This is a genomic window from Methylobacterium durans (genome assembly GCF_003173715.1).
GTDB classification, from domain to species: domain Bacteria; phylum Pseudomonadota; class Alphaproteobacteria; order Rhizobiales; family Beijerinckiaceae; genus Methylobacterium; species Methylobacterium durans.
Genome location: NZ_CP029550.1, coordinates 2,720,963 through 2,743,024 on the forward strand (window position 1 = coordinate 2,720,963; position 22,062 = coordinate 2,743,024).

Annotated in this window: 24 protein-coding genes and 2 pseudogenes; 6 read left to right on the forward strand and 20 right to left on the reverse strand. The window is 72.0% G+C overall.

Annotation, left to right across the window (positions count from 1 at the left end):
- Window positions 1-330: 330 nt before the first annotated feature.
- Window positions 331-963 (forward strand): cysteine hydrolase family protein, encoded by a 633-nt coding sequence (locus tag DK389_RS12465; protein ID WP_418292029.1) that lies wholly within the window; start codon window positions 331-333, stop codon window positions 961-963.
- A complete protein-coding gene (locus DK389_RS12470) occupies window positions 960-1,547 on the forward strand; it encodes a histidine phosphatase family protein (RefSeq protein ID WP_109889969.1) in 588 nt (195 codons plus the stop codon). Before DK389_RS12465 ends, DK389_RS12470 begins: the two co-directional genes overlap by 4 nt.
- Before the next feature lie 69 nt (window positions 1,548-1,616).
- Here the strand turns inward: DK389_RS12470 and DK389_RS12475 are convergent, their stop codons facing one another.
- The 11 genes and pseudogenes from DK389_RS12475 to DK389_RS12525 all read right to left on the reverse strand — a co-directional run bounded on the left by DK389_RS12475 (window position 1,617) and on the right by DK389_RS12525 (window position 13,746).
- Complete coding sequence (locus DK389_RS12475; protein ID WP_109889971.1) at window positions 1,617-1,844, reverse strand: PsiF family protein; 228 nt, start codon at window positions 1,842-1,844, stop codon at window positions 1,617-1,619.
- A gap of 87 nt (window positions 1,845-1,931) precedes the next feature.
- The gene (locus tag DK389_RS12480) at window positions 1,932-2,657 is read right to left on the reverse strand and encodes a hypothetical protein (RefSeq protein ID WP_109889973.1); all 726 of its coding nucleotides are present in this window, start codon (window positions 2,655-2,657) and stop codon (window positions 1,932-1,934) included.
- Window positions 2,658-2,727: 70 nt separating this feature from the next.
- Window positions 2,728-3,747 carry a nickel/cobalt transporter gene (locus tag DK389_RS12485; protein ID WP_109889975.1) on the reverse strand — a complete coding sequence of 340 codons (1,020 nt, stop codon included), beginning with the start codon at window positions 3,745-3,747 and terminating at the stop codon, window positions 2,728-2,730.
- Window positions 3,744-4,423: pseudogene (locus DK389_RS12490) on the reverse strand (DUF1007 family protein). The gene DK389_RS12485 and the pseudogene DK389_RS12490 overlap by 4 nt, the downstream one beginning before the upstream one ends.
- 224 nt (window positions 4,424-4,647) lie before the next feature.
- On the reverse strand, window positions 4,648-4,995 hold the full coding sequence (locus DK389_RS12495; protein WP_109889977.1) for a hypothetical protein: 348 nt from the start codon (window positions 4,993-4,995) through the stop codon (window positions 4,648-4,650).
- Window positions 4,996-5,397: 402 nt separating this feature from the next.
- A complete protein-coding gene (locus tag DK389_RS12500; protein WP_109889979.1) occupies window positions 5,398-5,865 on the reverse strand; it encodes a cytochrome c-type biogenesis protein in 468 nt (155 codons plus the stop codon).
- A pseudogene (locus DK389_RS12505) lies at window positions 5,862-7,864 on the reverse strand (heme lyase CcmF/NrfE family subunit). The gene DK389_RS12500 and the pseudogene DK389_RS12505 overlap by 4 nt, the downstream one beginning before the upstream one ends.
- Window positions 7,865-7,896: 32 nt before the next feature.
- The gene (gene ccmE, locus DK389_RS12510; RefSeq protein WP_109896335.1) at window positions 7,897-8,424 is read right to left on the reverse strand and encodes a cytochrome c maturation protein CcmE; all 528 of its coding nucleotides are present in this window, start codon (window positions 8,422-8,424) and stop codon (window positions 7,897-7,899) included.
- 147 nt (window positions 8,425-8,571) lie between these two features.
- Window positions 8,572-10,071, reverse strand: coding sequence for a c-type cytochrome biogenesis protein CcmI (gene ccmI / locus DK389_RS12515; protein WP_109889981.1), 1,500 nt, complete (start codon window positions 10,069-10,071; stop codon window positions 8,572-8,574).
- Window positions 10,072-10,274: 203 nt separating this feature from the next.
- The gene (locus tag DK389_RS12520; RefSeq protein ID WP_109889983.1) at window positions 10,275-11,693 is read right to left on the reverse strand and encodes a sensor histidine kinase; all 1,419 of its coding nucleotides are present in this window, start codon (window positions 11,691-11,693) and stop codon (window positions 10,275-10,277) included.
- Between the two features lie 178 nt (window positions 11,694-11,871).
- Window positions 11,872-13,746, reverse strand: a complete 1,875-nt coding sequence (locus DK389_RS12525) for a methyl-accepting chemotaxis protein (RefSeq protein ID WP_109889985.1) — start codon at window positions 13,744-13,746, stop codon at window positions 11,872-11,874.
- 404 nt (window positions 13,747-14,150) lie between these two features.
- On the opposite strand from DK389_RS12525, the gene DK389_RS12530 reads away from it, so the two are divergent.
- From DK389_RS12530 to DK389_RS12540, 3 genes are read left to right on the forward strand one after another with little or no spacing between them, the layout of a single operon-like run.
- Window positions 14,151-15,209 (forward strand): TadE/TadG family type IV pilus assembly protein, encoded by a 1,059-nt coding sequence (locus DK389_RS12530; protein ID WP_109889987.1) that lies wholly within the window; start codon window positions 14,151-14,153, stop codon window positions 15,207-15,209.
- Window positions 15,193-15,690, forward strand: coding sequence for a TadE/TadG family type IV pilus assembly protein (locus DK389_RS12535; protein ID WP_109889989.1), 498 nt, complete (start codon window positions 15,193-15,195; stop codon window positions 15,688-15,690). The genes DK389_RS12530 and DK389_RS12535 overlap by 17 nt, the downstream gene beginning before the upstream one ends.
- The gene (locus tag DK389_RS12540) at window positions 15,690-16,241 is read left to right on the forward strand and encodes a hypothetical protein (protein WP_109889991.1); all 552 of its coding nucleotides are present in this window, start codon (window positions 15,690-15,692) and stop codon (window positions 16,239-16,241) included. The genes DK389_RS12535 and DK389_RS12540 overlap by 1 nt, the downstream gene beginning before the upstream one ends.
- 29 nt (window positions 16,242-16,270) lie before the next feature.
- Here DK389_RS12540 and DK389_RS12545 read toward each other — a convergent pair whose 3' ends face one another.
- The 6 genes from DK389_RS12545 to DK389_RS12570 form a co-directional block, all read right to left on the reverse strand.
- On the reverse strand, window positions 16,271-16,948 hold the full coding sequence (locus DK389_RS12545; protein WP_109889993.1) for a response regulator transcription factor: 678 nt from the start codon (window positions 16,946-16,948) through the stop codon (window positions 16,271-16,273).
- A gap of 37 nt (window positions 16,949-16,985) precedes the next feature.
- Window positions 16,986-17,363: a PepSY domain-containing protein gene (locus DK389_RS12550; RefSeq protein ID WP_109889995.1), complete on the reverse strand. Its 378-nt coding sequence runs from the start codon at window positions 17,361-17,363 to the stop codon at window positions 16,986-16,988.
- A gap of 207 nt (window positions 17,364-17,570) precedes the next feature.
- Window positions 17,571-17,789, reverse strand: a complete 219-nt coding sequence (locus DK389_RS12555; protein WP_109889997.1) for a hypothetical protein — start codon at window positions 17,787-17,789, stop codon at window positions 17,571-17,573.
- Between the two features lie 29 nt (window positions 17,790-17,818).
- The gene (locus DK389_RS12560; protein ID WP_109889999.1) at window positions 17,819-18,169 is read right to left on the reverse strand and encodes a hypothetical protein; all 351 of its coding nucleotides are present in this window, start codon (window positions 18,167-18,169) and stop codon (window positions 17,819-17,821) included.
- A gap of 43 nt (window positions 18,170-18,212) precedes the next feature.
- The gene (locus DK389_RS12565) at window positions 18,213-18,731 is read right to left on the reverse strand and encodes a hypothetical protein (RefSeq protein ID WP_109890001.1); all 519 of its coding nucleotides are present in this window, start codon (window positions 18,729-18,731) and stop codon (window positions 18,213-18,215) included.
- A 40-nt stretch (window positions 18,732-18,771) separates the two neighbouring features.
- On the reverse strand, window positions 18,772-19,404 hold the full coding sequence (locus tag DK389_RS12570) for a lysozyme (protein ID WP_109896337.1): 633 nt from the start codon (window positions 19,402-19,404) through the stop codon (window positions 18,772-18,774).
- 128 nt (window positions 19,405-19,532) lie between these two features.
- Between DK389_RS12570 and DK389_RS12575 the strand changes: the two genes are divergently transcribed.
- Window positions 19,533-20,402 carry a hypothetical protein gene (locus DK389_RS12575; protein WP_109890003.1) on the forward strand — a complete coding sequence of 290 codons (870 nt, stop codon included), beginning with the start codon at window positions 19,533-19,535 and terminating at the stop codon, window positions 20,400-20,402.
- A gap of 37 nt (window positions 20,403-20,439) precedes the next feature.
- Here the strand turns inward: DK389_RS12575 and DK389_RS32315 are convergent, their stop codons facing one another.
- The 3 genes from DK389_RS32315 to DK389_RS34200 all read right to left on the reverse strand — a co-directional run bounded on the left by DK389_RS32315 (window position 20,440) and on the right by DK389_RS34200 (window position 22,019).
- Window positions 20,440-20,583, reverse strand: coding sequence for a hypothetical protein (locus DK389_RS32315; protein WP_162560624.1), 144 nt, complete (start codon window positions 20,581-20,583; stop codon window positions 20,440-20,442).
- Window positions 20,584-20,594: 11 nt separating this feature from the next.
- Window positions 20,595-21,224 carry a hypothetical protein gene (locus DK389_RS34195; protein WP_236960833.1) on the reverse strand — a complete coding sequence of 210 codons (630 nt, stop codon included), beginning with the start codon at window positions 21,222-21,224 and terminating at the stop codon, window positions 20,595-20,597.
- A 201-nt stretch (window positions 21,225-21,425) separates the two neighbouring features.
- A complete protein-coding gene (locus tag DK389_RS34200) occupies window positions 21,426-22,019 on the reverse strand; it encodes a DUF2793 domain-containing protein (RefSeq protein WP_236960835.1) in 594 nt (197 codons plus the stop codon).
- Window positions 22,020-22,062: the final 43 nt, after the last annotated feature.

Here is a 22,062-nt window from a genome sequence, read left to right on the forward strand (position 1 = left end):
GCGCGGTGCTCTCGGCGACCGCGTCGTCGGCGTCTTCGGTCGGCCCGGATTCGTTCGCTCGCTCGCTCACGGATACTCTCTCGCTCGCGCCTCAGCGTCGTGTCCGGTCGGGCGCTCGCGGCGCACCGGAGCCGGAACGCACCGCGTTCCACTTGCTTCCATAGCTCAGATCGCCGGGGGCTTCCAGCTTTGTCGGAGACCAATTTTCAGTCGATCACGACGAGTATCGGACTGTGCAGCTTCCGATCTTGTATCCCGTAGGTCGTCGACCGCGCGGAACATCGATGCGGTCTCGCCGTTATCGGCGTCCCATTCCAAGAAAAAACAGCCATGATTGCGTTGGATGACGATAAACTGCGCCACGGAAACTTGGGCGCAACCTGCCTGCACCTGTGCGTCGACATGCAGGGAATGTTCGCGGAGGAGACGGACTGGCACACACCCTGGATGGACCGCGTCCGGCCGAACGTCGCCCGGCTCGTCGAGGCTCAGGCCCCCCGCACGCTGTTCACCCGTTTCATTCCGGCCGCCCATCCGGGCGAGGGCCGCGGAACCTGGGCACGGTACTACGAGCGCTGGGCGAGCATGACGCGGGAGCGGCTCGATCCGGGATTGATCGAGCTCCTGCCCGAACTCGCCCGCCACGTGCCGCCCGGCGAGATCTTCGACAAGACGCTCTACTCCCCCTGGGTGGACGGGGCCCTCGACGCCCGCCTGCAGGCGCGCGGGATCGACACACTTGTGGTGACGGGGGGCGAGACCGATGTGTGCGTTCTCAGCACGGTTCTCGGCGCGGTCGATCACGGCTACCGCGTCGTGATCGTCACCGATGCGCTCTGCTCCTCCTCCGACGAGGCGCACGACGCCCTCCTCACCCTGTACCGGTCGCGCTACGGCCAACAGGTCGAGACCGTCACCACCGCGACGGTCCTGGCGAACTGGACCCGACCCGAGAACCCATGACCGCTCCGACCCGCATCGTCTGCATCCGCCACGGCGAATCGACCTTCAACGCCGCCCACCGGGCGACCGGCCGCGACCCGCTCCACACCGACGCGCGGCTGACCGAGCGCGGCCACGGGCAGGTGCGAGCGGCCCGCGGGCGCCTGCGCGACATCCCCTTCGATCTCGTGGTCACGTCCCCCCTGACGCGGGCGATCGAGACGACGATGGGCCTGTTCGGGGAACACCCGGCCTCACCCCGGATCCTCGTCGAGGTCCTGCACCGGGAGTGCCAGGAGAGCAGCTGCGACGTCGGCCGCGCCGCCTCGCAGATCGCGGCGGAGTTCCCGCACCTGCAGGTCGGTCACCTGCCCGAGATCTGGTGGCACGCGGACGGGGAGCCGAACGCGGACGGCATTCATGTCGAGCCGCGCCACCTGTTCGACGCCCGCGTCCTCGAATTCCGCGCCTGGCTCAGCGCGCGCCCGGAGCGCACCATCGCGGTCGTCGGGCACGGGACCTTCTTCTTCCACCTGACGGGGCAGTGGCTCGACAATTGCGGGAGCGTGGAACTCGACCTCGCGGCCGAGCCGGCGCTGGCGTGAGGGCTCCAGCTATCTGAGTGGGAAGCATTCTCTCGCGCCGAACCGGCACCCGCTTCAGCGGAAGATGCTCTACGTCTTGTCGCCCGCCTTCGGCTCGCTCACCTTCTCGCCGGCGATGCACTCGGTCATGAAGGTCTCGCGCAGCGTGCCCTGCATGGCATTCTCGTCGGCCTTGGCGCCGCATTCCTTCTCGCGGGCGGCCTGAGCCGGATCCGCCGGAGCGCCGGATTGCGCGAGCGCGCCCGCCGTGCCGGCGGCGAGGAGGGCGAGGACGAGGGCGGTTGCTTTCGGGGACATGGCTTCCTGCCGGCATGCGTGAGGCGCGGGCCGTCCGCTCGGGCGCCCGCCTGACCGCGGGAGAAACCCGCGGGCCGCCTTGCGGGTTCAGGCTCGCGCCGCCGCGCGTCCGGCTCTCGCGGCGTCGAGCCGGTCGCGCGCCCGGATGACATCGACCGACGGCGCCCGGCGACCGATGCCGAGCGCCTCGTCGAGGATCGCGGCGGCGTGCCCCCAGGTGCCCGGCGCGAAGGGCGCCGCGCCCTCCGCCACCTCGGCCGCGCAGCGCGCATCTTCCGCCGCCGCGATCGACGCCGTGGCGGCGCGCCCGACAGAGGCCGCGAGCGCCCCCGCCATCCAGGCGCGGCGCCGGGCCGCCGCCTCGGCCGCCGTCCCGCCCCGCCACGCGGCCGCGCGCGCCGCGGCGAGCGCCGCCTGAAGGTCGTCCGCGCCCTCGCAGCGGGCCGCGAGGTCGGGCATGGCGGCCCGGTCGAGGAGCGGGGGCAGGATGCGGCGGATGCTCTCGCGGGCGAGGAAGCGGGTGCGCTCCGCTTCCACAGCTTCCGTGTCGGCCGAGCCCGACAGGCGCAGCACGAAGGCCATCAGGCGCGGCCGCTCGGCGTCGGGCATCGCGTCGTTGAGACCGAGCGCGTAGGCCGCGAGCGGCCGCGAGAAGCAGGGCGGAAGGTCGGAGGAGGCGGTGACGGACCGGTAGGGCAGTCCGGCCGCCACGATCGCCGCCTCGTTGATGCAGGTGCCGCCGTCCGGCCCCGGAAAGGCGTGGGAGCCCGGCAGCAGCCGCCAGTTCAGGATATGCTCGAAGCCTGCGCTCATGCCCGCGCCTCCTCCGATCGAGACTGGCACGGCGGGACGGCGTTTGGCGAGGGGCCTGTTCCCGCGGCCCTCAGGCGCCCGGCCCGGCGGCGAGGCCGGCGAGCATCGCGGCTCCGAGTGCGAGCACGAAGGCGGCGGCGAGGAGTTCGAGGCCCGCCACCGCCACCGGGCCCGCCTGTCCGCGCCCGCCGGCGAGGCGCAGGGCGAGCGCCTTGGCGAAGACCGCAAGGCTCGCCAGCGCCCCCGTCGTCAGGGCGGTGCCGAGCGCCATGGCGAGGGTGGCGAGGATGCCGGCGCCGAGCATACCCTGCGAGGCGGCGAAGACGAGGATGAGGATCGCCCCCGCGCAGGGGCGCGAGCCCGCCGCCAGCACGACGCCCGCCCGCTCCCGCCAGGTGCGGAGCCGGCTGACGCGCTCCGCGTCGGTGAGGTGGAGGTGCCCGCAATCCGGCCCGCAGGCGGCGGCCGGCGTGCCGAGGGCGGCGAGGCGACCGGCCTTGCGCCACGTCAGCGCGAGACCGACGAGGGCGACGAGGGCGAAGCTCACGGTCTCGATCACGCTGCCGGCCCGGCTCATGCCCGCGGCGGTGGTGTTGAGGAGGAAGATCCCGACCGTCACGATGAGGATCGCCACGAGCGCCTGGAGGAGCGCGGCGGCGAAGCTGAGCGCGAAGCCCCGCAGCAGCGCCCGCTCGCCCGCCACGATGTAGCCCGCGATCACCGCCTTGCCGTGGCCGGGCCCGGCGGCGTGGAACACGCCGTAGGCGAAGCCGAGTGCGACGATGGGCCAGGATCCGCCCTCGCTCCGGAATGCGGCGACCGCTGCCTGGAGGCTGCGCGAGAAGCTTCCCTGCACCGCGAGGAGCCAGCCGCCGAGGCCGGTGGCTGCGGGGGCCGCCTCGCGCAGACCCATGCCGAAGGGCGAGCGGGGCGGCGGCGCCGCGAGACCGGGCGCCACGAGCCACATCAGCCCGGCCAGCAGCAGGGACGCGAGGGCCACGGCCCCCGCGGCGAGGGCGAGGCGGGCCCCGAGCCGGGCCCCCGGGACGCGCGCGGGCCCGGTGGCGGCGAGGACGGCGGGCGGGCTCACGGGCAGGCCACGATCACGCGGTTGGCGAATTGCACGCCGTAATTCGAGGCGGCGGTGAGCGCCTCGAAGAAAGCCTCCGTCATGCCGGGCTTGGCGGCGTCCGCGGTCTTGGCCTCGGCGGGCTTCGGGCGCGTGACGGTGGCGGCGCAGCCCCCGGCGCGCCGGCGAGGCGCGCGGCGTCGGCGCCCTCCGCGAGGCTGAACGAGACGAAGTAGGCCGGGTCGTAGACCTCGAGCGCCACGACGCCGCGGCCCTGCGGCGCCGGGCTCTTCAGGGGCAGCAGGAAGCTCAGGGTGAGGGCGCCGCCCTCCACCGCCATGCGTGGCTCGGCGGGCTCGGCGAAGGCCTGCTCCTTGCCCGCCACCTTCAGCTTCGTGAAGTAGCCGAATTCGGCGAGGTTCGCGGTGTTCTCGGCAGCGAGCCCGGCGAGCTCGTCCGGCGTCAGCTTGCCGTCGCCGTTCTTGTCGAGACCCTGCGTGATGAAGGCGGAGTAGGACGCGTCGAAGGTCCAGGCGTGGCGGATGCCCGTGACCCTGCCGCCCTCCGCGTAGTCGATCTCGGCCTTCGCGACGACCCAGACATGCGGGTGGGCGTGAGCCGGCCCGGCGAGGAGGCCGGCGGCCGGCAGGCTTAGGGCGAGAAGCGCGCGGCGGAGGAGGGGCGAGGCGATCGGCATGGTCGCGGGACGCTCGCGTGACGGGGTTAACGAAACCTGAAGCGGCCGTCCCTCGACGGGGCGCCCGGCTGACCGCGTTCCTCGCGGTCCAGTTGGGCGAAAGTCGGGCGTCGTGTCCAGGGCCCGCCTTCGGGGCACTTCGCCCCGCTCATGCGAAGGGCACCGCCGCAGCCTTGCCGCGACGATGCCCTGCCGGATCCGTTGCGCCCGCTTCGGGCGCCGGTTCAGTCGGCCGAGGCGACCTCGACGATGTCGCCGCGGCGCGAGAACGCGATGGTTGCGTCGCGGCCGTCGGCGCCGATGCTGCCGGGCACCGAGAGCTGGACGGTCTGGTCGGCGTTCAGCGTCGTGACGAGGCGCACGACCTGCGGCTGCTCGCTGTGGCCGTTCAGGGCGGCGAGCGTCGCCACGACCCGGTAACCGTCCTTCTCGGCGGTGTAGTAGATCGAGCCGCGGAACGAGCCGAGATCGACGGTATTCGCCTTGAGCGGCTTCAGCTCGACGGCGGAGGCCGCGGTGACCGAGGCGAGCGAGAGCGCGGCCGCGGCGAGGGCGAGCGAGAGGGTACGCATGATGTGAGTCCTGTGCGGTTACTGTCCGCCGGGAGCGCCCGTACGGAAAGCCGGTGGCACCGGGAGACCGCACTATGCCGGCACGATGCTGCGCCGCGAAGACATGATTTTCGCGGCGCACAAATGCACAGAAATCATACCTTGTGCGATTATTCACCCATAAATGCACAAGAATGCATGGCTTGGTGATTCGAACTTGAGCCGCACGCGGCCGGCTTGCAAAATTTTTCGAAGTCGAGGTTCGCCGAATCCCGCAGCGAGTTTTGCGGTCTCGGTAGGTGGCGAAGGACATGGCGTGAGGGGCGCGGCTTCCGTCGCCCGTTCGAGAGCCGGGTTAAGGGAAAAGGCGACAGGGCCCCGGTGCGAGCTGCCCGGAGACATCGCACCGCTCGGGCGTGGCCTCTATTTCCGCCGCAGCAGCGCGGCCACTTCCGCTTCCTCGGAGGCCGAGAGGCCGGCGGGCGGCGGAAGGGCCCTGCGGCGGGCCAGGCGCCAGATCCCGAGGGCGCCGAGGAGCAGTGCGGCGAGCGGCGTCAGCCACAGGAGCAGCGTGTGCCATCCGAGGACGGGGCGCAGCAGCACGAACTCGCCGTAGCGGCGCACCACGAAATCCTCGACCTGCTGGTTGTCGTCGCCCGCGCGGATGCGCTCGCGCACGATGAGGCGCAGGTCCCTGGCGAGCGGCGCGTCCGAATCGTCGATCGACTGGTTCTGGCAGACGAGGCAGCGCAGGCCCGCCGAGATCTCGCGGGCGCGGGCCTCCTGCGCGGGATCCTTCATCACCTCCTCGGGCTGCACGGCCTGAGCCGCGCCGCCCGCGAGCAGGGCCGCCGCCAGCAGAAGTGTCCGGGCGTGGCTGCGCGTCGTCATTCGGCCGGCACCGCGTTCGGCGGCAGGGATTTCGCCCGCGCCCGGGTCGGGGCGCCGACGCGCATGCGGCGGTCGGTGAGCGAGACGGCGCCGCCGAGCGCCATTACCACTGCGCCGAGCCAGATCAGCAGCACGAGCGGCTTGTAGTAGAGGCGCAGGCCGATCGTGCCGTCCGGATGCACCTCGCCGAGGCTGGCGTAGACCTGGCTGGCGCCGACCGTCAGCAGGCCGGATTCCGTCACGGTCATGCGCCGGCTCGGGTAGAAGCGCTTGCCGGTATCGACGGAGCCGACCGCATCGCCGTGCCGGTTGCGGACGGTGAGGATGGCCGCCGTCTCCTCGTAGTTCGGGCCGGAGCGCGGCGAGACCCGCTCCAGGGTCGCCACGTAGGGGCCGGTCGCCAGCGTCTCGCCGGGCTTGAGGGTGGCGAGACCCTCCGTCGCCCAGCCCTGCGCGGCGATGCCGAGCACCACGATGCCGACGCCGCCATGCGCCAGCGCCGTGCCCCAGGCCGAGCGCGGCAGGCCGATGGCCCGCCGCCAGATCAGGCCGGGCGCGGCGGTGCGGTTCGAGCCGTAGCCGCGGGCGCGGCTGATGATCTCCAGGGCCGAACCGACCACGAGGTAGGCGCCGAGGCCGATCCCGACGGGGGCGAGGACCGGCCCGCCCCAGGTCAGGGCCAGCGTGGCGAGGCCGACGACGAGGGCCAGCGCCAGGGCCGCGAACAGGCGTTGCGTGGCGGCGAGCGCGTCGCCCCGCTTCCAGGCGAGCGTCTGGCCGAAGGGGACGATCAGGAGGAGCGGCACCGCGAGCGGCACGAAGGTCGTGTTGAAGAAGGGCGGACCGACCGAGATCTTGTCCCCCGTCGCCATCTCCAGGACGAGGGGATACAGCGTGCCGACGAGGACGGTGGCGCAGGCCGCGACCAGGAACAGGTTGTTCATCACGAGCGCCCCCTCGCGGGAGATCGGCGCGAACAGGCCGCCCTGGCGCAGGAGCGGCGCCCGCCACGCGAACAGCGTCAGCGAGCCGCCGATGAACAGGACCAGGATGGCGAGGATGAAGACGCCGCGGGTCGGGTCGGTGGCGAAGGTGTGGACCGAGGTGAGCAGCCCCGAGCGCACGATGAAGGTGCCGAGCAGCGACAGCGAGAAGGTCAGGATCGACAGCAGCACCGTCCAGACCTTGAGGGCGTCGCGCTTCTCCATGACGACGGTGGAGTGCAGGAGCGCGGTCCCGGCGATCCAGGGCATCAGCGAGGCGTTCTCGACCGGGTCCCAGAACCACCAGCCGCCCCAGCCGAGCTCGTAATAGGCCCAGTACGAGCCCATCGCGATGCCGAGCGTCAGGAAGCTCCAGGCGATCAGAGTCCAGGGCCGCACGGCCCGGGCCCAGACGGCGTCGATGCGGCCCTCGATGAGCGCGGCCGCCGCGAAGGCGAAGGTGATCGAGAAGCCGACATAGCCCACGTAGAGGAGCGGCGGGTGCACCGCGAGGCCGACATCCTGCAGGAGCGGGTTGAGGTCGTTGCCCTCGATCGGCGCTGGCATGGCGCGGGTGAAGGGGTTCGAGGTCGTGATGATGAACAGGACGAACACGAAGGTGATGAGGCCCTGCACCGCGAGGGTGTTGGCCCGCAGCACCGGCGGCACCGAATCGTGGGCCGCCGCCACCAGCGCCCCGAACAGGGTGAGGATCAGGATCCAGAGGAGCATCGACCCCTCGTGGTTCCCCAGACGCCGGAGAGCTTGTAGAGGAAGGGCTTGGTGGTGTGCGAGTTCTCGACGACGTTCTGGACCGAGAAGTCGGAGGTCGCGTGCGCGTAGGTGAGCGCCGCGAAGGCGAAGAGCACGCAGGCGAAGGCGCCGAGCGCCGCGGGCGTGGCCACCTGGCGCAGGGCCGAATCGCCCGTGCGGGCGGCCCAGACCGGCATCACCGCCTGGACGAGGGAGAGCGCGAGCGCGAGCGCGAGCGCGAAATGGCCGACCTCGACGAGCACTGGCTATCCTTCCCTTGCCTGTCCCACGCGCGTCATCGCTCGCTGCGCGGTCCGAGGGCCTTGTCGTTGGCCGTCGCGGATTTGCCCGCGTCCTTGCCGGCTGCGTCCTTGCCCGCGTCCTTGCCCGAACCCTCCTGCCATCGCCCCTGCGCCTTCAGCGCGTCGGCCACCTCGCGGGGCATGTAGGATTCGTCGTGCTTGGCGAGCACGGTGTCGGCGCGGAAGAGGCCGCCGGGCTCCAGCACCCCCTCCGTCACCACGCCCTGGCCCTCGCGGAACAGGTCCGGCAGCAGGCCCTTGTAGGTGACCTGCACGGTGGCGTTGGTGTCGGTGACGGCGAAATCGATCTTCTGGTCCGTGCCGCGCTGGAGCGAGCCCTCCTTCACGAGCCCGCCGAGGCGGAAGCGCGTGCCGGGGGCCACCCCCTGATTCGCGACCTCGGTGGGCGAGCGGAAGAACACGATCGAGCCGCTCATCGCGGACAGGATCAGCCCGACCGCGAGCGCCAGCACGGCGCCGCAGGCGGTGATCAGGACGAGGCGGCGGCTCTTGCGGGTCACGGTTTCGGGATCCTGCTGCCGGAGCGGACGGCGCGACCGGGCATCGGCCCCGCGCACCGGTCTTCGCATACATTAACGGGAGAAGGGTGTCGGCTCGGGCGCCGCGCGGGTCAAGGGCCGCGGCCGGGACCGATTGTCAGGGGTGGCTCACGGCTTCGTGCTCGTCCCGTGCAGGTCGAGCTCGCGGGCGAGGGCGTCGAGGCGCTCCACCGCGCCCGTATCCGCCGCAAGCGCCATGCGGGCCCGGTCGAGGGTGCGGCTCGCCTGCTTGCGCTCACCGAGCGCGCTGTAGGAGCGCACGAGGCGCAGCCACTCGTCCGGGGTGCCGCCCTTGGCGGAGAGCCGCCGGTCGAGGCCGGCCACCATGCCGCGGATCGCCGCGTCGCGCTCGGCCGCCGGCATCGCCTTGACGGCGGCCACCGCCGCCTCGGTGTCGGCCCGCGACTCGGCGTCCGCCACCGCGGGTTTCGCCACCGTCCCGGACAGCGGATTGGCCCGCGTGCGGGGCTCGGGGTTCGTGTCGGTCGCCTTGCCGGGAGCGAGGCCGAGCTCCTTCGCCTGGGCGTCGAGGCGCTCCAGCGCCGTCCCGTCGGCGCCGAGGGCGGAGCGGGCGCGTTCCAAGGCCGAGAGCGCCTTGTCGCGCTCGCCGAGCACGCTGCGCGAGCGCACGAGGCGCAGCCATTCCTCCACCGTGCCGCCCTGCTTGGCGAGGCGCTGGTCGAGGCCGTCGACCATGCCGCGGATCGCGGCGTTCGGGTCGGGCGCGGCACCGGCCTCCTGCGGCGCACCCGGCGCCGCAGGCTCGGCCTTCAGGCGGGCGAGGTTCTCGCGCACCATGCCCTGCCAGGGCGCGTCCGCCGGCCCCGCCTCGGCGAGCGTCGTATAATGCTGGATCGCACCCGCCGTGTCGCCGGCCTGCTCGGCCGCGCGGGCGAGGTAGAAGCGCGGCTTGGCCGAGGCGGCGTCGAGGGCGACGGCGCGCTCGAAGATGGCCTTCGCCTCGGGCGGCACGACGCCGTTGCCGGCCGCGACCAGGGCCTCGCCCCAATCGCCGAGCACCTGCGGCGTCTCGCCCTTGAGCCGGGCCACCGCCTCATAGGCGCGGGCCGCGTCGTCGAAGCGGCCGAGCCGCATGTAGACGGGGGCCAGCACGGCCCAGCCGCGGGCGTCGCCGGGATCGGCGGCGAGCTTGGCCTCGATCTGGCCGATCGCCTTCATCAGGTCGTCGTTGCTCGTCTGCGCCGCCTGCCGGTCGGCCGCACTCTGCGCGGGCAGGTTCGGCGAGCCGTAGAGGCCGTAGGCGAGGAGCGCGACGAGGGGGATGGTCGAGAGCGCGAAGGCGGAGGCCGCGCGGCGCTGGCGCAGATGCGGCTCGGCGAGGCCCTTCGCGTCGGTGGCGACACCCGCGCGGTTCGCCCGCAGCAGGCGGCGGGCGGCCTCCGTGCGGGCGGCCTCGGCCTCGGTCGGCGCGATCAGGCCGCGGCCGAGGTCGCGCTCGATCTCGGCGAGCTGGTCCTCGTAGAATCCGGTCTCGGTCGCGGCTTGCCCGGCCTCGGCGACGGCGTTGGCGCGGCGCGACATCGGCCAGAGCAGGGCGAGAACCGCCGCGCCGGTCATGAACGCCAGGATGAACCAGATCGCCGTCATCGAACCTCAGATTGCCCGGATCCGCGGACCGTCCCGGCCCGCCCGCGCCTTCCCGCGATCCTCGTGGACGCGATCCCGTGTGTTGCGATCCATGTAAAGCCGCGCGGAGCCCCGCACGACGCGTCCGCCGGGCGACACGGTGTCACGCGAGACGGCGCGGTGACAAGCGCGGGGCCGGCCGGCAGCCGGCCGGGACCTGGAATTCAGTGGTGCGCCGCCGCGGCCGGCGCGTCGCCCGGCACCTCCAGCACCGCCCGCAGGCCCCCGAGGCTCGCCTGCTCCAGGCGGAAGCGCCCGCGATAGAGGGCGGCGAGGTCGGCGACGATCGAGAGGCCGAGGCCGGAGCCCGGCTTCGTCTCGTCGAGGCGGCGCCCGCGGCCGATCACGGCCTCGCGGGCCTCCGGCGGCAGGCCGGGGCCGTCGTCCTCGATGGCGACGAGGAGGTGGGGATAATCGTCCTTCCCGATCGCCTCGGCGCGGATCGCGACGCGCCCGTGCGCCCATTTCGAGGCGTTGTCGACGAGGTTGCCCACCATCTCCTCGAAATCCTGGCGCTCGCCGCGGAAGCGCAGGCCCGCCGGCACGCTGACCTCGTAGGCGATGTCCTTGTCGCGGTAGATCTTGCCGAAGGTGCGAACCAGCCCGGCGAGCGCCGGCTCGACCTCCGTCGAGGTGCCGAGCGTGCCCGCGAGCGCGGCCGCGCGGGCGCGGTCGAGGTAGTAGTTCACTTGGTCGCGCATCAGGCTCGCCTGCTCGCGGATCTTGGCCGACAGCTCCTCCGGGGCGTCGGCGCTGCCGACCTCGTTGACGATGATCGAGAGCGGCGTCTTCAGGGCGTGGGCGAGATTGCCGACCTGGGTGCGGGCCCGCTCCAGGATCTCCCGGTTCGTCTCGATGAGGAGGTTCACCTCTCCCGCGAGCGGCGCGATGTCGGGCGGGTAGGAGCCGGTGATCCGGTCGGCCTCGCCGCGGCGGATGGCGCCGAGCGCCGCGCGCAGCTGCGCCAGCGGCGCGAGGCCGAAGCGGATCTGCAGGAGCGTGGTGAGCGCCAGGAACAGGCCGAGCAGGCCGAAGGTGACGAAGAGCGAGAAGCGGAAGCGGTCGACGTCGTTCACGATCTCGTCGGCCGGGCCGGCGATGCGCACCGTGTAGCGGCCCTCCTCGCCGAGATCGACGTCGCGCTCGATGATGCGCAGCAGCCGGTCGTCCTGGGCGCGGCCGTAGCCCTGGCGGATCTGGCCGATTCCGGCCCGGCCGTCCGGGTTGGTGGCGGCTTTCAGGGGCACGCCGACGAGGGAGCGCGAGGTGCGCAGGTCCCGCGGCTTCGCGTCGGGGCGCCCGACCTGCCAGTACCAGCCGGAGAGCGGCAGGTCGAAGCGCGGGTCGCCGAGCGAGAAGGAGCGGCTCTCGGGGTCGCTCGGCGAGACGAGATCGGTGGCGAGGTTGTTGGCGAAGACGAGGAGCCGGCTGTCGAAGGCGCGCTCGGTATTCTCGCGGTAGAGGGTGGTCAGGATCCAGGCCGCGATCAGCAGGATCGCGGAACTCGCCAGCAGCGCCGAGACGGCAAGCCGCACCGCGATGGAGCGCTGCCGGAGGGAGAAGAAGGTGAGGAGGGCGGTCATGGCGGGCTGCGGGCCGGGCCGCTGGCCGGCCGCCTTGTGGTCTCGCGAGGTCGGGCCCCTGCGGTAGCACCCCCGGGCCCGGCCGAGAAGGCGTCCGCCCCTCAGACGAACTGCAGGCCGACCTCGTGGCCCTCGCGCCGCGTGACCGTGCAGGCCTGGCGCCGCCCGTCATGGCCGGTCACCAGGGTGATCCGATCGGGCAGGGGGGCGCGTCGTGCAGGTGGATCTTGGCGCCGCTCGCCGAGAGGTTGCGGATCGTGCAATCCAGCGTGCGGCCGCCGCCGAGGTCGATCGTCGCCGCGAGGAGGACGCGGGTGCGGCGGTCGGCCCGGCGCTCCTCCATGCCCACCGTCCAGTCGTCGAGGCTCATGCTAATGCTCGACACGCCGTTGGCCGCTTGCCGCATGCTGCCGAGGATCGCACCGGTCGACGCGCTCTGACGGACGGTCGCGGACGCGACCTCGTCGACGTAGCCGCTGATCGTACCGATGGCCGCGGTGATCGCGCCGAGCTTTGCCGCGACGTCGGCCGAGGCGCCCTGCATGTCGGCGATCTCCGAGGAGATCTTGCCCGTCGCGGTGGTGGTCTGCGTCGCGAGGCTCTTCACCTCGGCCGCGACGACCGCGAAGCCGCGGCCCGCCGCGCCGGCGCGCGCGGCCTCGATCGTGGCGTTGAGGGCGAGGAGGTTGATCTGCTCGGCGATGCCGGTGATCAGCTGGACCACGCTGCCCATCGCGTCCGCGGCCTCGCGCAGGCGCACCGTCGAGGCGTCGGCCTCGTGCGTCCGGCCGTGGATGTCGTCCACCGCCGCCTTCGATCGCGCCATGCTCCGCGAGATCGACTGGGCGGACACGTCCATCGCCTCGGCGGCGTCCGTCACCGTCTGCACGTTGTCGAGCGTCCGCTCCGCCGCGTCGATGGCGACCTTGCGGGCCTCCATGCTGGCGGTCACGTCGGTGGCGTACTTCACCACCTTCGCGAGCCGCCCGTCCGGGCCGAAGACGGGATTGTAGCTCGCCTGGATCCAGACCGAGCGGCCGTTTCGGCCGAAGCGCTGGAACATGCCGGCGATGAAGTCGCCCTGGCGCAGGCGCTCCCAGAAGGCGGCGTATTCCGGGCTCCTGGCGTAGTCGGGCTCCACGAACATGCTGTGGTGCCGGCCCCGCACCTCGTCGACCCGGTAGCCGATTGCGGCGAGGAAGTTCTCGTTCGCGTCAAGGATGCGCCCGCTCGGATCGAACTGGATCACCGCCTGCGAGCGGTTGACGGCGGCGAGCTGCCCGGCGGCGTCGGCATTGGCCCGCTTCTCGGTCGTGATGTCGGTCGCGTATTTGACAACCTTGAAGACCGACCCGTCGAGATTCCGAATCGGATTGTAGCTCGCCTGCAGCCAGATCTCGCGGCCGTCGCGCCCGCGCCGCCTGTACTCGCCGGCCCCGTACTCCCCGCGCCGGAGCGCGGCCCAGAATGCCGCGTAGTCGGGGCTCTCCGCGTAGTCCGGCTCGACGAATATGCTGTGGTGACGTCCCACGATCTCGTCGAGGCGGTAGCCGACGGCGTCGAGGAAGTTGCGGTTCGCCGACAGGATGTTGCCGTCAAGGTCGAACTGAATGACCGCCTGCGACAGGCCGATGGCGTCGATCTCGCCCCGGAACTCGGCGTCGAGGCGCTTCTGGGCGGTGATGTTGGCGGCGAACTTCACCACGCTCACCGCGCGCCCGCGCGGGTCGAGAACGGGGTTGTAGGTCGCCTGCAGCCAGATCCGGCGCCCGTCGCGGCCGACGCGCTCGTACTCGCCCGACTGGAACGTGCCGGCACGAAGGTCGCGCCAGAAGGCTTCGTAGGCCGCGCTCCCGGCCTCGTCCGGCAGGACGAACATCCGGTGATGACGGCCGCGGATCTCGTCGAGGCCGTAGCCGACGAGGGCGAGGAAGTTGCCGTTCGCGTTCAGGATGGTCCCGTCCAAGCCGAACTCGATCGTTCCGAGCGAACGGTCGATCGCCTCGCCCCAGGCTTGGTTGACGGCGGAGCGGCGGGAAAGATTGCCCAGCATGACTGAGAGCGGCCTCGCGATGCGTGTGGTCCGAAGCAATGCCGAAGAATGATCAACAAGACATTAACATTGACAATATTCTACATTGATCGAGTTCACGTTGTAATGAACAGATCTAGGCTGTATTGTTCCGACCTCCGCGTGGCCTAAGCCAGTCGGTCCGCTGCCCCCATCTTGACGGGTCGTCGGCCCCGCAATGGCCGTCCTCGGCCCGATCGCCCCGCCGGGCGATGCGCGAAACCTCGCCAGAACTGACGAGATGGCGTCTTTTTCAGGTTTAAATGAACCGTTTTTGTCCAATAGCAGAGGAATGTCCTCTGATATTCCGTTGACTCGGCCAGTCTTCCTTTATCGATGCAGCGCTACACTCGCATCGACCGGACTAAACTTCGAGCTGTGCCGAGATGTTCGCAGACGACAGACGCGGCAGTATCGCCGTCATCCTCGCGATCGCGCTGCCCGTGCTCCTCGTCGGCGCGGGCGGTTCCATCGAGGCGTCGCGCGCCGTCTCCTACCGACACCGTCTCACCAGTGCGGTGGAACTGACCTGCACGCAGGGGCAGGCCTTCCTGACGATGCGCCGGGCCGCGGATTTCGAGGCCGGGACGCTGACGCGGGACTACCAGCGCGAGGTCGACGAGATCGCCGCGCGCAACTTCGCGGCCAAGGATCTCGGCGGCGTCAAGGCCGTGACGCGACCGACCTACACCAACCTTCACGTGGAGGCCCGCGCGACCCTGCCGCTCATCCTCGGCCGCATCCTGAGGACGGACAACGTCACCATCGGCGCGAGCCGGGACTGCCCGGTCGAGCTGGCCGCGAGCAGCGGCAAGCCGGAGGTGCTCATCTCCGAGTCGTTCGAGCGGCCGAGCCACGGCGTGAACTACAACACCTGGGCCGTGCTCGGAACGGTCGGGAACGGCCGAGCCTGGAACGGCTGGACCACGCAGGCGGGCGGCATCGAGATCAACGGCCAGCGGGAACTGGCGAGCAACTCGATCCGCTTCGGCGACTTCTTCGCCGAGCTCGACAGCGACTGCGAGTACGCATGGGCCGCCCGCGGCAGCCCCGACTGCCACTCGAACTCGACCATGTCGCGCATCCTGAACCTGACGCCGGGCGATTATCAGGTCCGCTACTGGTACATCGCCCGCCTGCGCGACCCGGCCCGGCCCGGCCAGATCATCTGCGGCGCGAAGGGCAGCGACGTGGATTGGTATCAGGTCGCCGGGCAGACCAACCGCATCGAGGTCTACGTCGAGAAATCGGGCCAGTACACGTTCCAGCCCGCGAACATGGTCGACGTCTGCGTGCAGGCCGATTCGTGGACCGAGCGGGTCGTCAACTTCACCGTCAAGGACGCCTCGGAATACCGGATCAGCTGGCGGGCGGCGGGCCGCGAGGACACCTATGGCGGGCTGATCGACTACCTCCGGATCTGCCGCAATGCCTGCCCGCTCTGATGCCCGGCGATGGTGCCGGGGGTTGCGCATCGCGGGCGCGTTCCGGCGGTTCGGCGCCTGCGCGCGCGGCGCCTCCGCGGTGGAGTTCGCGCTGCTGGCCTGGCCGATGATCGGCCTCGTCCTCGGCATCCTCCAGTACGCCGTCGTCCAGTACGCGCAGGTCGTTCTCAGCGACCGGCTGCACCTCTCGGCCTCGAGGCCCGAGGCCGAGCTCCTGCTCGGCGACCGGGCCGGCTACAGGGCGCTCCTGTGCGGGAAGATCGTCGTCGTGCCCTCGGCGACCTGCCAGGCACGGCTCGTCGTGGAGCTAGCGCCCCTCTCGGCGAGCCCGACGGCCCCGACGCCGGTCAGGGGTGCCAGCTTCTCGGCGGGCCTGCCGAAGGAGGTCATGCTGCTGCGCGCGGCGCTCCCGATCCCGATCGTCATTCCCTTCGTCCCGGCGGTGACGGTGCAATCCTCCGTGGTCTACCGGAGGACCTGATGGCCGGGCAGGGATGGCGCGCCGGCCTCTCGGACCGGGAGGGGGGACTGGGCGTCGAGTTCGCGCTGCTGGCGTCGATCCTCCTCGTGGTGTTCGGCGGCGTGATCGACCTCGTCAGCCTGTCGGGGAAGATGCGGGAGATGGAGCGCTCCTCGACGCACGTGGCGGCGATCCTGACGAGTTGCCCGCGCCAGGGCAGCGACGGGTGCCTCAGCCGGACGATGCAGGATTACCGCGACCGGAAGGCGAACGCGCTGGTCGGCCTGCCGTCCGCCGCCTCCGTCGGCATCGCGCAGATCTCCCGGGTCCGGGGCGCCCTCCACGTCTGCGCCGGTCCGATGACCTACCTCGACGCGGACGTGGCCCAGGCTGCCCAGTCCGTGCTCGCGGACGGGGACACCGCGATCGTCGTGGTGATCCAGTCGGATTACCGGACGCTCCTGCCCGGCATCGCCCGCGCCTTCATGAGCCAGACCGGCAGGACGCTGCGCCGGTGGACGATCTCCGTCTACGACAGCCAGGCGGTCAGCTGCGGCGTCGCCGCCTCGTGACCTGGGAGGGAGCCGCTTGGGCGGCGCGCTCAGACCCGCGCGGCCGGCTGGGTCGGATCGACGAGGTAGCCGAGGCCGCGCACGGTCTGGATCAGGTCGACGGCGAGCTTCTTGCGCAGGCGCCCGACGAAGACCTCGATCGTGTTCGAGTCGCGGTCGAAATCCTGGTCGTAGAGGTGCTCGGTCAGCTCGGCGCGGGAGACCACGCGGCCGGTATGGTGCATCAGGTAGGAGAGCAGCCGGTACTCGTGGCTGGTGAGCTTGACCGGGTTGCCGTCCACGAACACGCGGCCCGAGCGGGTGTCGAGGGTGACGGGCCCGCAGGTGATCTGGCTCGTCGCGTGGCCGGCGGTGCGGCGCAGGAGCGCGCGCACCCGCGCCATCAGCTCCTCCATATGGAAGGGCTTCGTCACGTAGTCGTCCGCGCCCGCGTCGAACCCGTCGACCTTGTCCGACCAGCGATCGCGGGCGGTGAGGATGATGACGGGGGTCTTGATGCCGGCCCGGCGCCACTTCTGCAGCACGGTGACGCCGTCGGCCTTGGGCAGGCCCATGTCGAGGATGATCGCGTCGTAGGGCTCGTTCTCGCCGAGATAGGCGCCCTCCTCCCCGTCGAAGGCCTTGTCGGCGACGTAGCCGGCCTCCTCCAGGGCGTTCACAACCTGCCGGTTGATGTCCCGGTCATCCTCCACGACGAGCAGACGCACCTTGGCTCACTCCGTTCGTTCAGTCCGCGCCGGGCGGCTAGTACTGCCCGGCGACCTGTCCCGTCTTGGCGTCGACCATGACGTGCACGAAGTGCCCGTCCCGGCGCAAGGCGGTCAGCATGTAGACGAGGCCGTCCTCGTGGCGGCACAGGCTCGCGCGCTGGATGTCGGCCCGCGGGATCACGGTCCGGGCCGCCCGGATCGCCGCCACGGGCTCGATCACCCGGCGCTCGGCGACCGCCTCGCGCAGGTCCGCCGGGGCGAGGCAGTTCTCGCTGCGGGGCGGCGCGGCGCTCTGGACGGCGTTGAGGCGGGCGCCGGGCTGGGCCGTCTCCTCGGCGAGCGTGCCGAGATCGCCCGCGGCGATGGCCGCAAGCGTCAGGCAGGCCGCGATCAGGGCGAGGGCGTAGCGCATGGGGAAGGAATCTCGGCCCCGGGCACTGAATACGCCCTGAATACCGCCGCGCCCAGTCCGTTCAGCATCCGTGTCCGGCGGGAATGTTTCCCGAGGGTGGGGACAGGCACGGGGGAGGGGACGCGACGATCTCATGGTCTGCAAGCGGGGTTCCGGCAGAGGTTACGGCGCGAGGCGCAATCCGGTTCCCGTCCGACCCCCGGAGCCTCACGAATCGGCCGGACACGACTGCGCGAGGCGCCCCAGGCTCGCACGGAGCACCGCGCTGATGAGGCCGTGGCGCTCGACCTGATCGAGGGCCGCCGATCGCAGATGCGCGGCGGAGCGCTCGTAGCCGCGCCGCGCCGCGCGCAGCCGGCCGGCGGCGCGATCCGCGCGTCGGTCCGGGCGGCCGCGCGCCGGGGTTTGTCCGTCCAGGATCGTCATGGCCGCTCGCTCCTCGGGATCCGCCGCGCTCAGCGGACGGGGTGGCGGAGATCGGCGACGAGACGCAGGATCTCGTCGAGCTTCTCGCGGGCGCGGCCGTCGTTGCGGTCGACCCCGCGGGCGATCTCGGCGACGAGGCGCGCGAGATCCTCCAGCACGCGGGTGCGGCTCTCCAGCGCCGCCGCCACCGCCGCGTTGGTCTGGGCGGTGCGCTCCAGGGCCGTCGCTGCGGCGCCCGCGTCCCCGATGCGGGCCTCCAGGGCCCGCAGGCTCTCGCGGTGGAGATGCAGGCAGGCGAGCCCGAGCAGGGCCGCGACGATCCAGCCGGCCCCGCCCTCGGTGAAGAGCAGGCGGGCGGCCTCCAGCGCGAGCTTCTCCACGGACCTGCCCTCCCTCCCGCCGGTCGCGGGGTCCCGTTCCGCCTCAGGAGGCGGGAGCGCCGCCCCGCCGGGCGGCATCGAGCGCCGGCCGCAGGGTGTTGGCCGCATCCGCCGCCGCCTCGAGGGAGAGGCTGCGGAACACCTTCTCGGCAAGACCTTCGAGCCCGCCGGCCTCCCGGAGGAGCCAGGCGGGCGCCTGGTCGGCGGCGCGCTGCACCGCCGCCGCGATCACGGCGGAACCGAGGGGCACGGTGAGCGTCCGGCCCTTCACCGCGCCCGCGACCGCGTTGAGCGCGTAATCCCCGACATTCCGCACGAGGCGCTCGACGAGGGTGTTCGCCACGAGGAGCCGCAGGGGACCGGCGACCCGGGCGAGCGCCGCCGTCGCGGCGGCCGCGGCGACGGGCACCACCGCGCTCCCCGCGCCCTGCGCCGCCGCGGCGAGCGCGTCGCCCCAGGGCAGCACGGCGGAGGTCGGGTCGGCCGCCGCGAGGGCGGCCTCCGGAACGAGGAGGGCGGCGAGCATCGCGAGAGCGGCGCGGGCGGGGCTGTGCAGGATCATGGCGTCGGTTCCGTGGTGGGGAGCGGGGGGAGGGCGCGCGTCAGGTCCGGCCGAGGCGCGCCCGCAGGCGGCGCCAGAGGCGGGCGAGGGGGCCCGGTCCGGCCGGGCCGGGCCCGCCCGTCCGGACGACGGGGGCGGACGGCACGGGCCGGCGCGAGGGCGGCAGGGAGGGGGGCAGGGAGGCCGGAGGCGGCCCGGGAACGGTGGCCGGGTCGCCCCGCCGGGCACGGGGCAGGCCCTCGGCGTAGGGCGTGCGGAACTGGTCGGCCTCGGCCTGCCGCCGCGGGATCAGTTCGGGCGGCCGGTTCCACAGCAGGATCGCCGCGCCAGCCCCCGCGCGATCCCCGGCGCGCAGGCGCCGCACGACGGTCGAGCGCCGGAAGGCGTCGGTGCCGATGTTGAAGCAGAGGGAGACGAGAGCGTCGAAGGCGTGGTCGGGCAGGTCCGGCGGCACCGTCTCCCGCACGGCGGCCTCGAAGCGGGCGACGTCGCGGGCGAAGAGCGCGTCGCAGGCCTCTTCCGTCAGCGTCAGGCCGGGTGTCACCCGGGGCGGCCCCGCCGCGGAGGTATGCCTGACCCCGATCGTCCAGATGCCGGCCGAGTCGCGATAGGCGGACAGGCGGCGTCCCTCCCGCGCGATGAGGACCGCGCGGCCCGTCTGGGTGAGCATCATGGGGATCTCCGGGAATTGGATCGTCACCGACGTGCGATGGACCTCGCATCGCGCGATCGTGACTTGATCGATGTGGGAAAATTAGCCTTTCGGCTCGTGGCGGAAGTCGTCGCGGGGCGGGGCGAGGGATGTTCGCGTATCTGATCCGGAAGCTGCGCGACGCGCCCGTCTCAGACGAGCCGTTCCGCCACGTCTCCATCGAGGATTTCTTCTCGGACGAGCATTTCGGGGCGATCACGTCCGCGGCCGAGATCGCCATCGGGCGCGCCGAGGACGACCAGGGGTTGATCGAGGCCCTGCACGCCGCCGGCTACAGGGAGATCAACTTTCCCGGAACGACGACGGACCTCGCCTCCTACATCGCGTGGCACGCGAAGCGGGATCTCGACGTTCCGGAGAACGGAGCGATGACGAACCGGGACCTCTGCGAGGGCGTGGGCGTGACGCTGCGCCTGCAATCGGCGCGGACCGCCTTGATCGGCGACCTGATGACGTTCCTGCGATCCGACGCGTGGCTCGACGCCATCGCCGCCAAGTTCGCGATCGATCGCGCCGCGGTCTACGCGGATGGGGGCATCCAGAAGTACCTGGACGGATACGAGATCAGTCCGCACGCCGACATCCGGGCCAAGGCCCTGACCTACATGGTCAACATCAACCCGTCGGACCGTTCGGCGGACATCGATTACCACACCCACTACATGCGGTTCCGGCGCGAGAAGGCGTATGTCCAGGCGTTCTGGAACGGCAATCCGGATCTCGACCGGTGCTGGGTGCCGTGGAGCTGGTGCGAGACGGTCAAGAGGCAGACCCGGAACAATACGATCGTGCTCTTCCAGCCGGCGGACGACACCCTTCATGCCGTCCGGGCGCGCTACGACCATCTGGAAACGCAGCGCACGCAGCTCTACGGGAATCTCTGGTTCCACCGGAGCCGGACGACGGGCAAGCCGAGCTGGTCGGATTTCGACGTGAGGGCCAGGATCGGGGCCGCCTGACGCTCCGGTGCCGGTTCGCCGGCCGGACGATCCGAGCTCACGGCAGCTGCCCGCCGCCGAACTGCGAATCGGCCGCCGCCACGTATCCGTCCGCGCCGGTGAGGCGGGCGTAGACCTCGACCGTGTCCCCGGCTGCGAGCGTCAGCGCCGCGCCGAGGCCGAGGCAGGAGACGCCGTCCACGAGGCCGCCGGTCAGCGCCGCCCGGCCCCGCCGGCAGGGGCGCCGTTGCGATAGAGCTGGGCCTCGAAGGCGGTTGGCGCGCTCGTCCCGTTGCGCCTGTAGGCGAGGTTCGCGTGGAAGGCGTGCAGGCCCGCCTCGGCGGCGGTGAAGCGGCCCGCCGCGGCCGCGAAGGCGCCCTGATCGTTGGCCTCGGCCACGTTGAACGGGATCCGCGTCCAGGCGCCGGCCGCGAGGTAATGGTCGACATTCGTCGTGGCGGAGAACCGCGGCAGGTTGGTGAGCCGCCACCAGCGGGTGCCGTCGTGGCCCTTGAAGGCGCCCGCGTTCGCGTCGAACACGATCTGCCCGGCCGCGGTGCCGAGGGTGGGCGCGCCCGCCTGGGGCTGCAGCTCCAGGGCGCCGTTGGCGCGGAACTTCACCGCGGAGCGCCGGCTCGTGGCGCCGACCGGCGTCGTCAGGAAGTCGATGCCGGTGCCGTTGCCGGAGGCGGTGAAATCCTCCTCCGCGAAGCCGTTGAAGGCGACGACGTTGCTGGAATAGGCGCCGTCCGTGCGCCAGCCGGCCCCGAAGAAGCCGAAGAACCGGTCGAGAGCCTTGATCGGCGCCGGGTTCGCGGGCGTTCCGCGGGCGACCTGCGCCACGAAGGAGACGACCGGGGGATGTTGCCCGCCTCGCCGCTGAAGCTGTTGATCTGGACGTCCTGCGTGACGACGCCCGCCCCCGTGCCGTTGCGGAGCGTCGTGAGATGGAGACCCGCGGTCGGCGCCGCGGTAAGGCCGAGCCCGAAGCAGCCGCTGACCGGGTGCACGCTGTAGCCCGGCGCGAAGGTCGTCCCGTCGGCGCTAACCTTGAGGCCGACGAGGTCGTTGCCGAGGAGGCCGAGCAGGGCTCGCGTCTGGTAGCCACTCTGGAAGACGAGGGCGGCCTCCTCGGCGCCGGAGCGCCGGTTGAGGGTCACGCGCATGTGGCCCGAGCCCGGCGTGACGTCGTCCCACGAGAACAGGGCGGCGTCCGCCTTCACGGCGAGCCGGTTCGCCCCCGTCGGCCGCGGTGTTGATGCCGAGCCGGGTGAGGTTCTGCAGGCTCTGGAGCGTCGTGCGGAGCGGCGTCCAGCCGCCGCCGGTGCAGAGGTAGAGCTCGGCCTCGTCGACGAGGTAGGCGAGCCAGCCGGGCCGCGGCTGCAGCCCGATCCAGACGCCGTCCTCGAAGCAGGCGATCTGGCCGGACAGTCCCGCCCAGGCGCCGGTCGGGTTCTGCGCGGCGAGGAGGTAGCGGTCGCCCTCGGCCGGACTCGCCGGGGGCGCCGTGCGGTCCTTGTCGAGGCAGGCGAGCTGCACCAGCGCGTCGAGGAGGGCCAGCGCCTCGTTGTGCGTCACGTGCTTCTGCGCCTGCGCCGCCGCCAGCAGCGGCAGGGCGAGGTGGCGGGTCGTCGACATCGGGGTCTCCAGGACGGTGAAGGGGGCCGCGGGGCCGGGTCGC

Bases quoted from the DNA above. Each gene is read 5' to 3' on its own strand.
- DK389_RS12475 (WP_109889971.1), bottom strand. From the start codon at position 1,844: ATGTCCCCGAAAGCAACCGCCCTCGTCCTCGCCCTCCTCGCCGCCGGC.
- DK389_RS12465 (WP_418292029.1), top strand. From the start codon at position 331: ATGATTGCGTTGGATGACGATAAACTGCGCCACGGAAACTTGGGCGCA.
- DK389_RS12570 (WP_109896337.1), bottom strand. From the start codon at position 19,404: ATGATGCTCACCCAGACGGGCCGCGCGGTCCTCATCGCGCGGGAGGGA.
- DK389_RS12530 (WP_109889987.1), top strand. From the start codon at position 14,151: ATGTTCGCAGACGACAGACGCGGCAGTATCGCCGTCATCCTCGCGATC.
- ccmI (WP_109889981.1), bottom strand. From the start codon at position 10,071: ATGACGGCGATCTGGTTCATCCTGGCGTTCATGACCGGCGCGGCGGTT.
- DK389_RS12535 (WP_109889989.1), top strand. From the start codon at position 15,193: ATGCCTGCCCGCTCTGATGCCCGGCGATGGTGCCGGGGGTTGCGCATC.
- DK389_RS12575 (WP_109890003.1), top strand. From the start codon at position 19,533: ATGTTCGCGTATCTGATCCGGAAGCTGCGCGACGCGCCCGTCTCAGAC.
- DK389_RS12470 (WP_109889969.1), top strand. From the start codon at position 960: ATGACCGCTCCGACCCGCATCGTCTGCATCCGCCACGGCGAATCGACC.
- DK389_RS12550 (WP_109889995.1), bottom strand. From the start codon at position 17,363: ATGCGCTACGCCCTCGCCCTGATCGCGGCCTGCCTGACGCTTGCGGCC.
- DK389_RS12480 (WP_109889973.1), bottom strand. From the start codon at position 2,657: ATGAGCGCAGGCTTCGAGCATATCCTGAACTGGCGGCTGCTGCCGGGC.
- DK389_RS12495 (WP_109889977.1), bottom strand. From the start codon at position 4,995: ATGCGTACCCTCTCGCTCGCCCTCGCCGCGGCCGCGCTCTCGCTCGCC.
- DK389_RS12500 (WP_109889979.1), bottom strand. From the start codon at position 5,865: ATGACGACGCGCAGCCACGCCCGGACACTTCTGCTGGCGGCGGCCCTG.
- DK389_RS12555 (WP_109889997.1), bottom strand. From the start codon at position 17,789: ATGACGATCCTGGACGGACAAACCCCGGCGCGCGGCCGCCCGGACCGA.
- DK389_RS12520 (WP_109889983.1), bottom strand. From the start codon at position 11,693: ATGACCGCCCTCCTCACCTTCTTCTCCCTCCGGCAGCGCTCCATCGCG.
- DK389_RS12525 (WP_109889985.1), bottom strand. From the start codon at position 13,746: ATGCTGGGCAATCTTTCCCGCCGCTCCGCCGTCAACCAAGCCTGGGGC.
- DK389_RS12540 (WP_109889991.1), top strand. From the start codon at position 15,690: ATGGCCGGGCAGGGATGGCGCGCCGGCCTCTCGGACCGGGAGGGGGGA.
- DK389_RS34200 (WP_236960835.1), bottom strand. From the start codon at position 22,019: ATGTCGACGACCCGCCACCTCGCCCTGCCGCTGCTGGCGGCGGCGCAG.
- DK389_RS12565 (WP_109890001.1), bottom strand. From the start codon at position 18,731: ATGATCCTGCACAGCCCCGCCCGCGCCGCTCTCGCGATGCTCGCCGCC.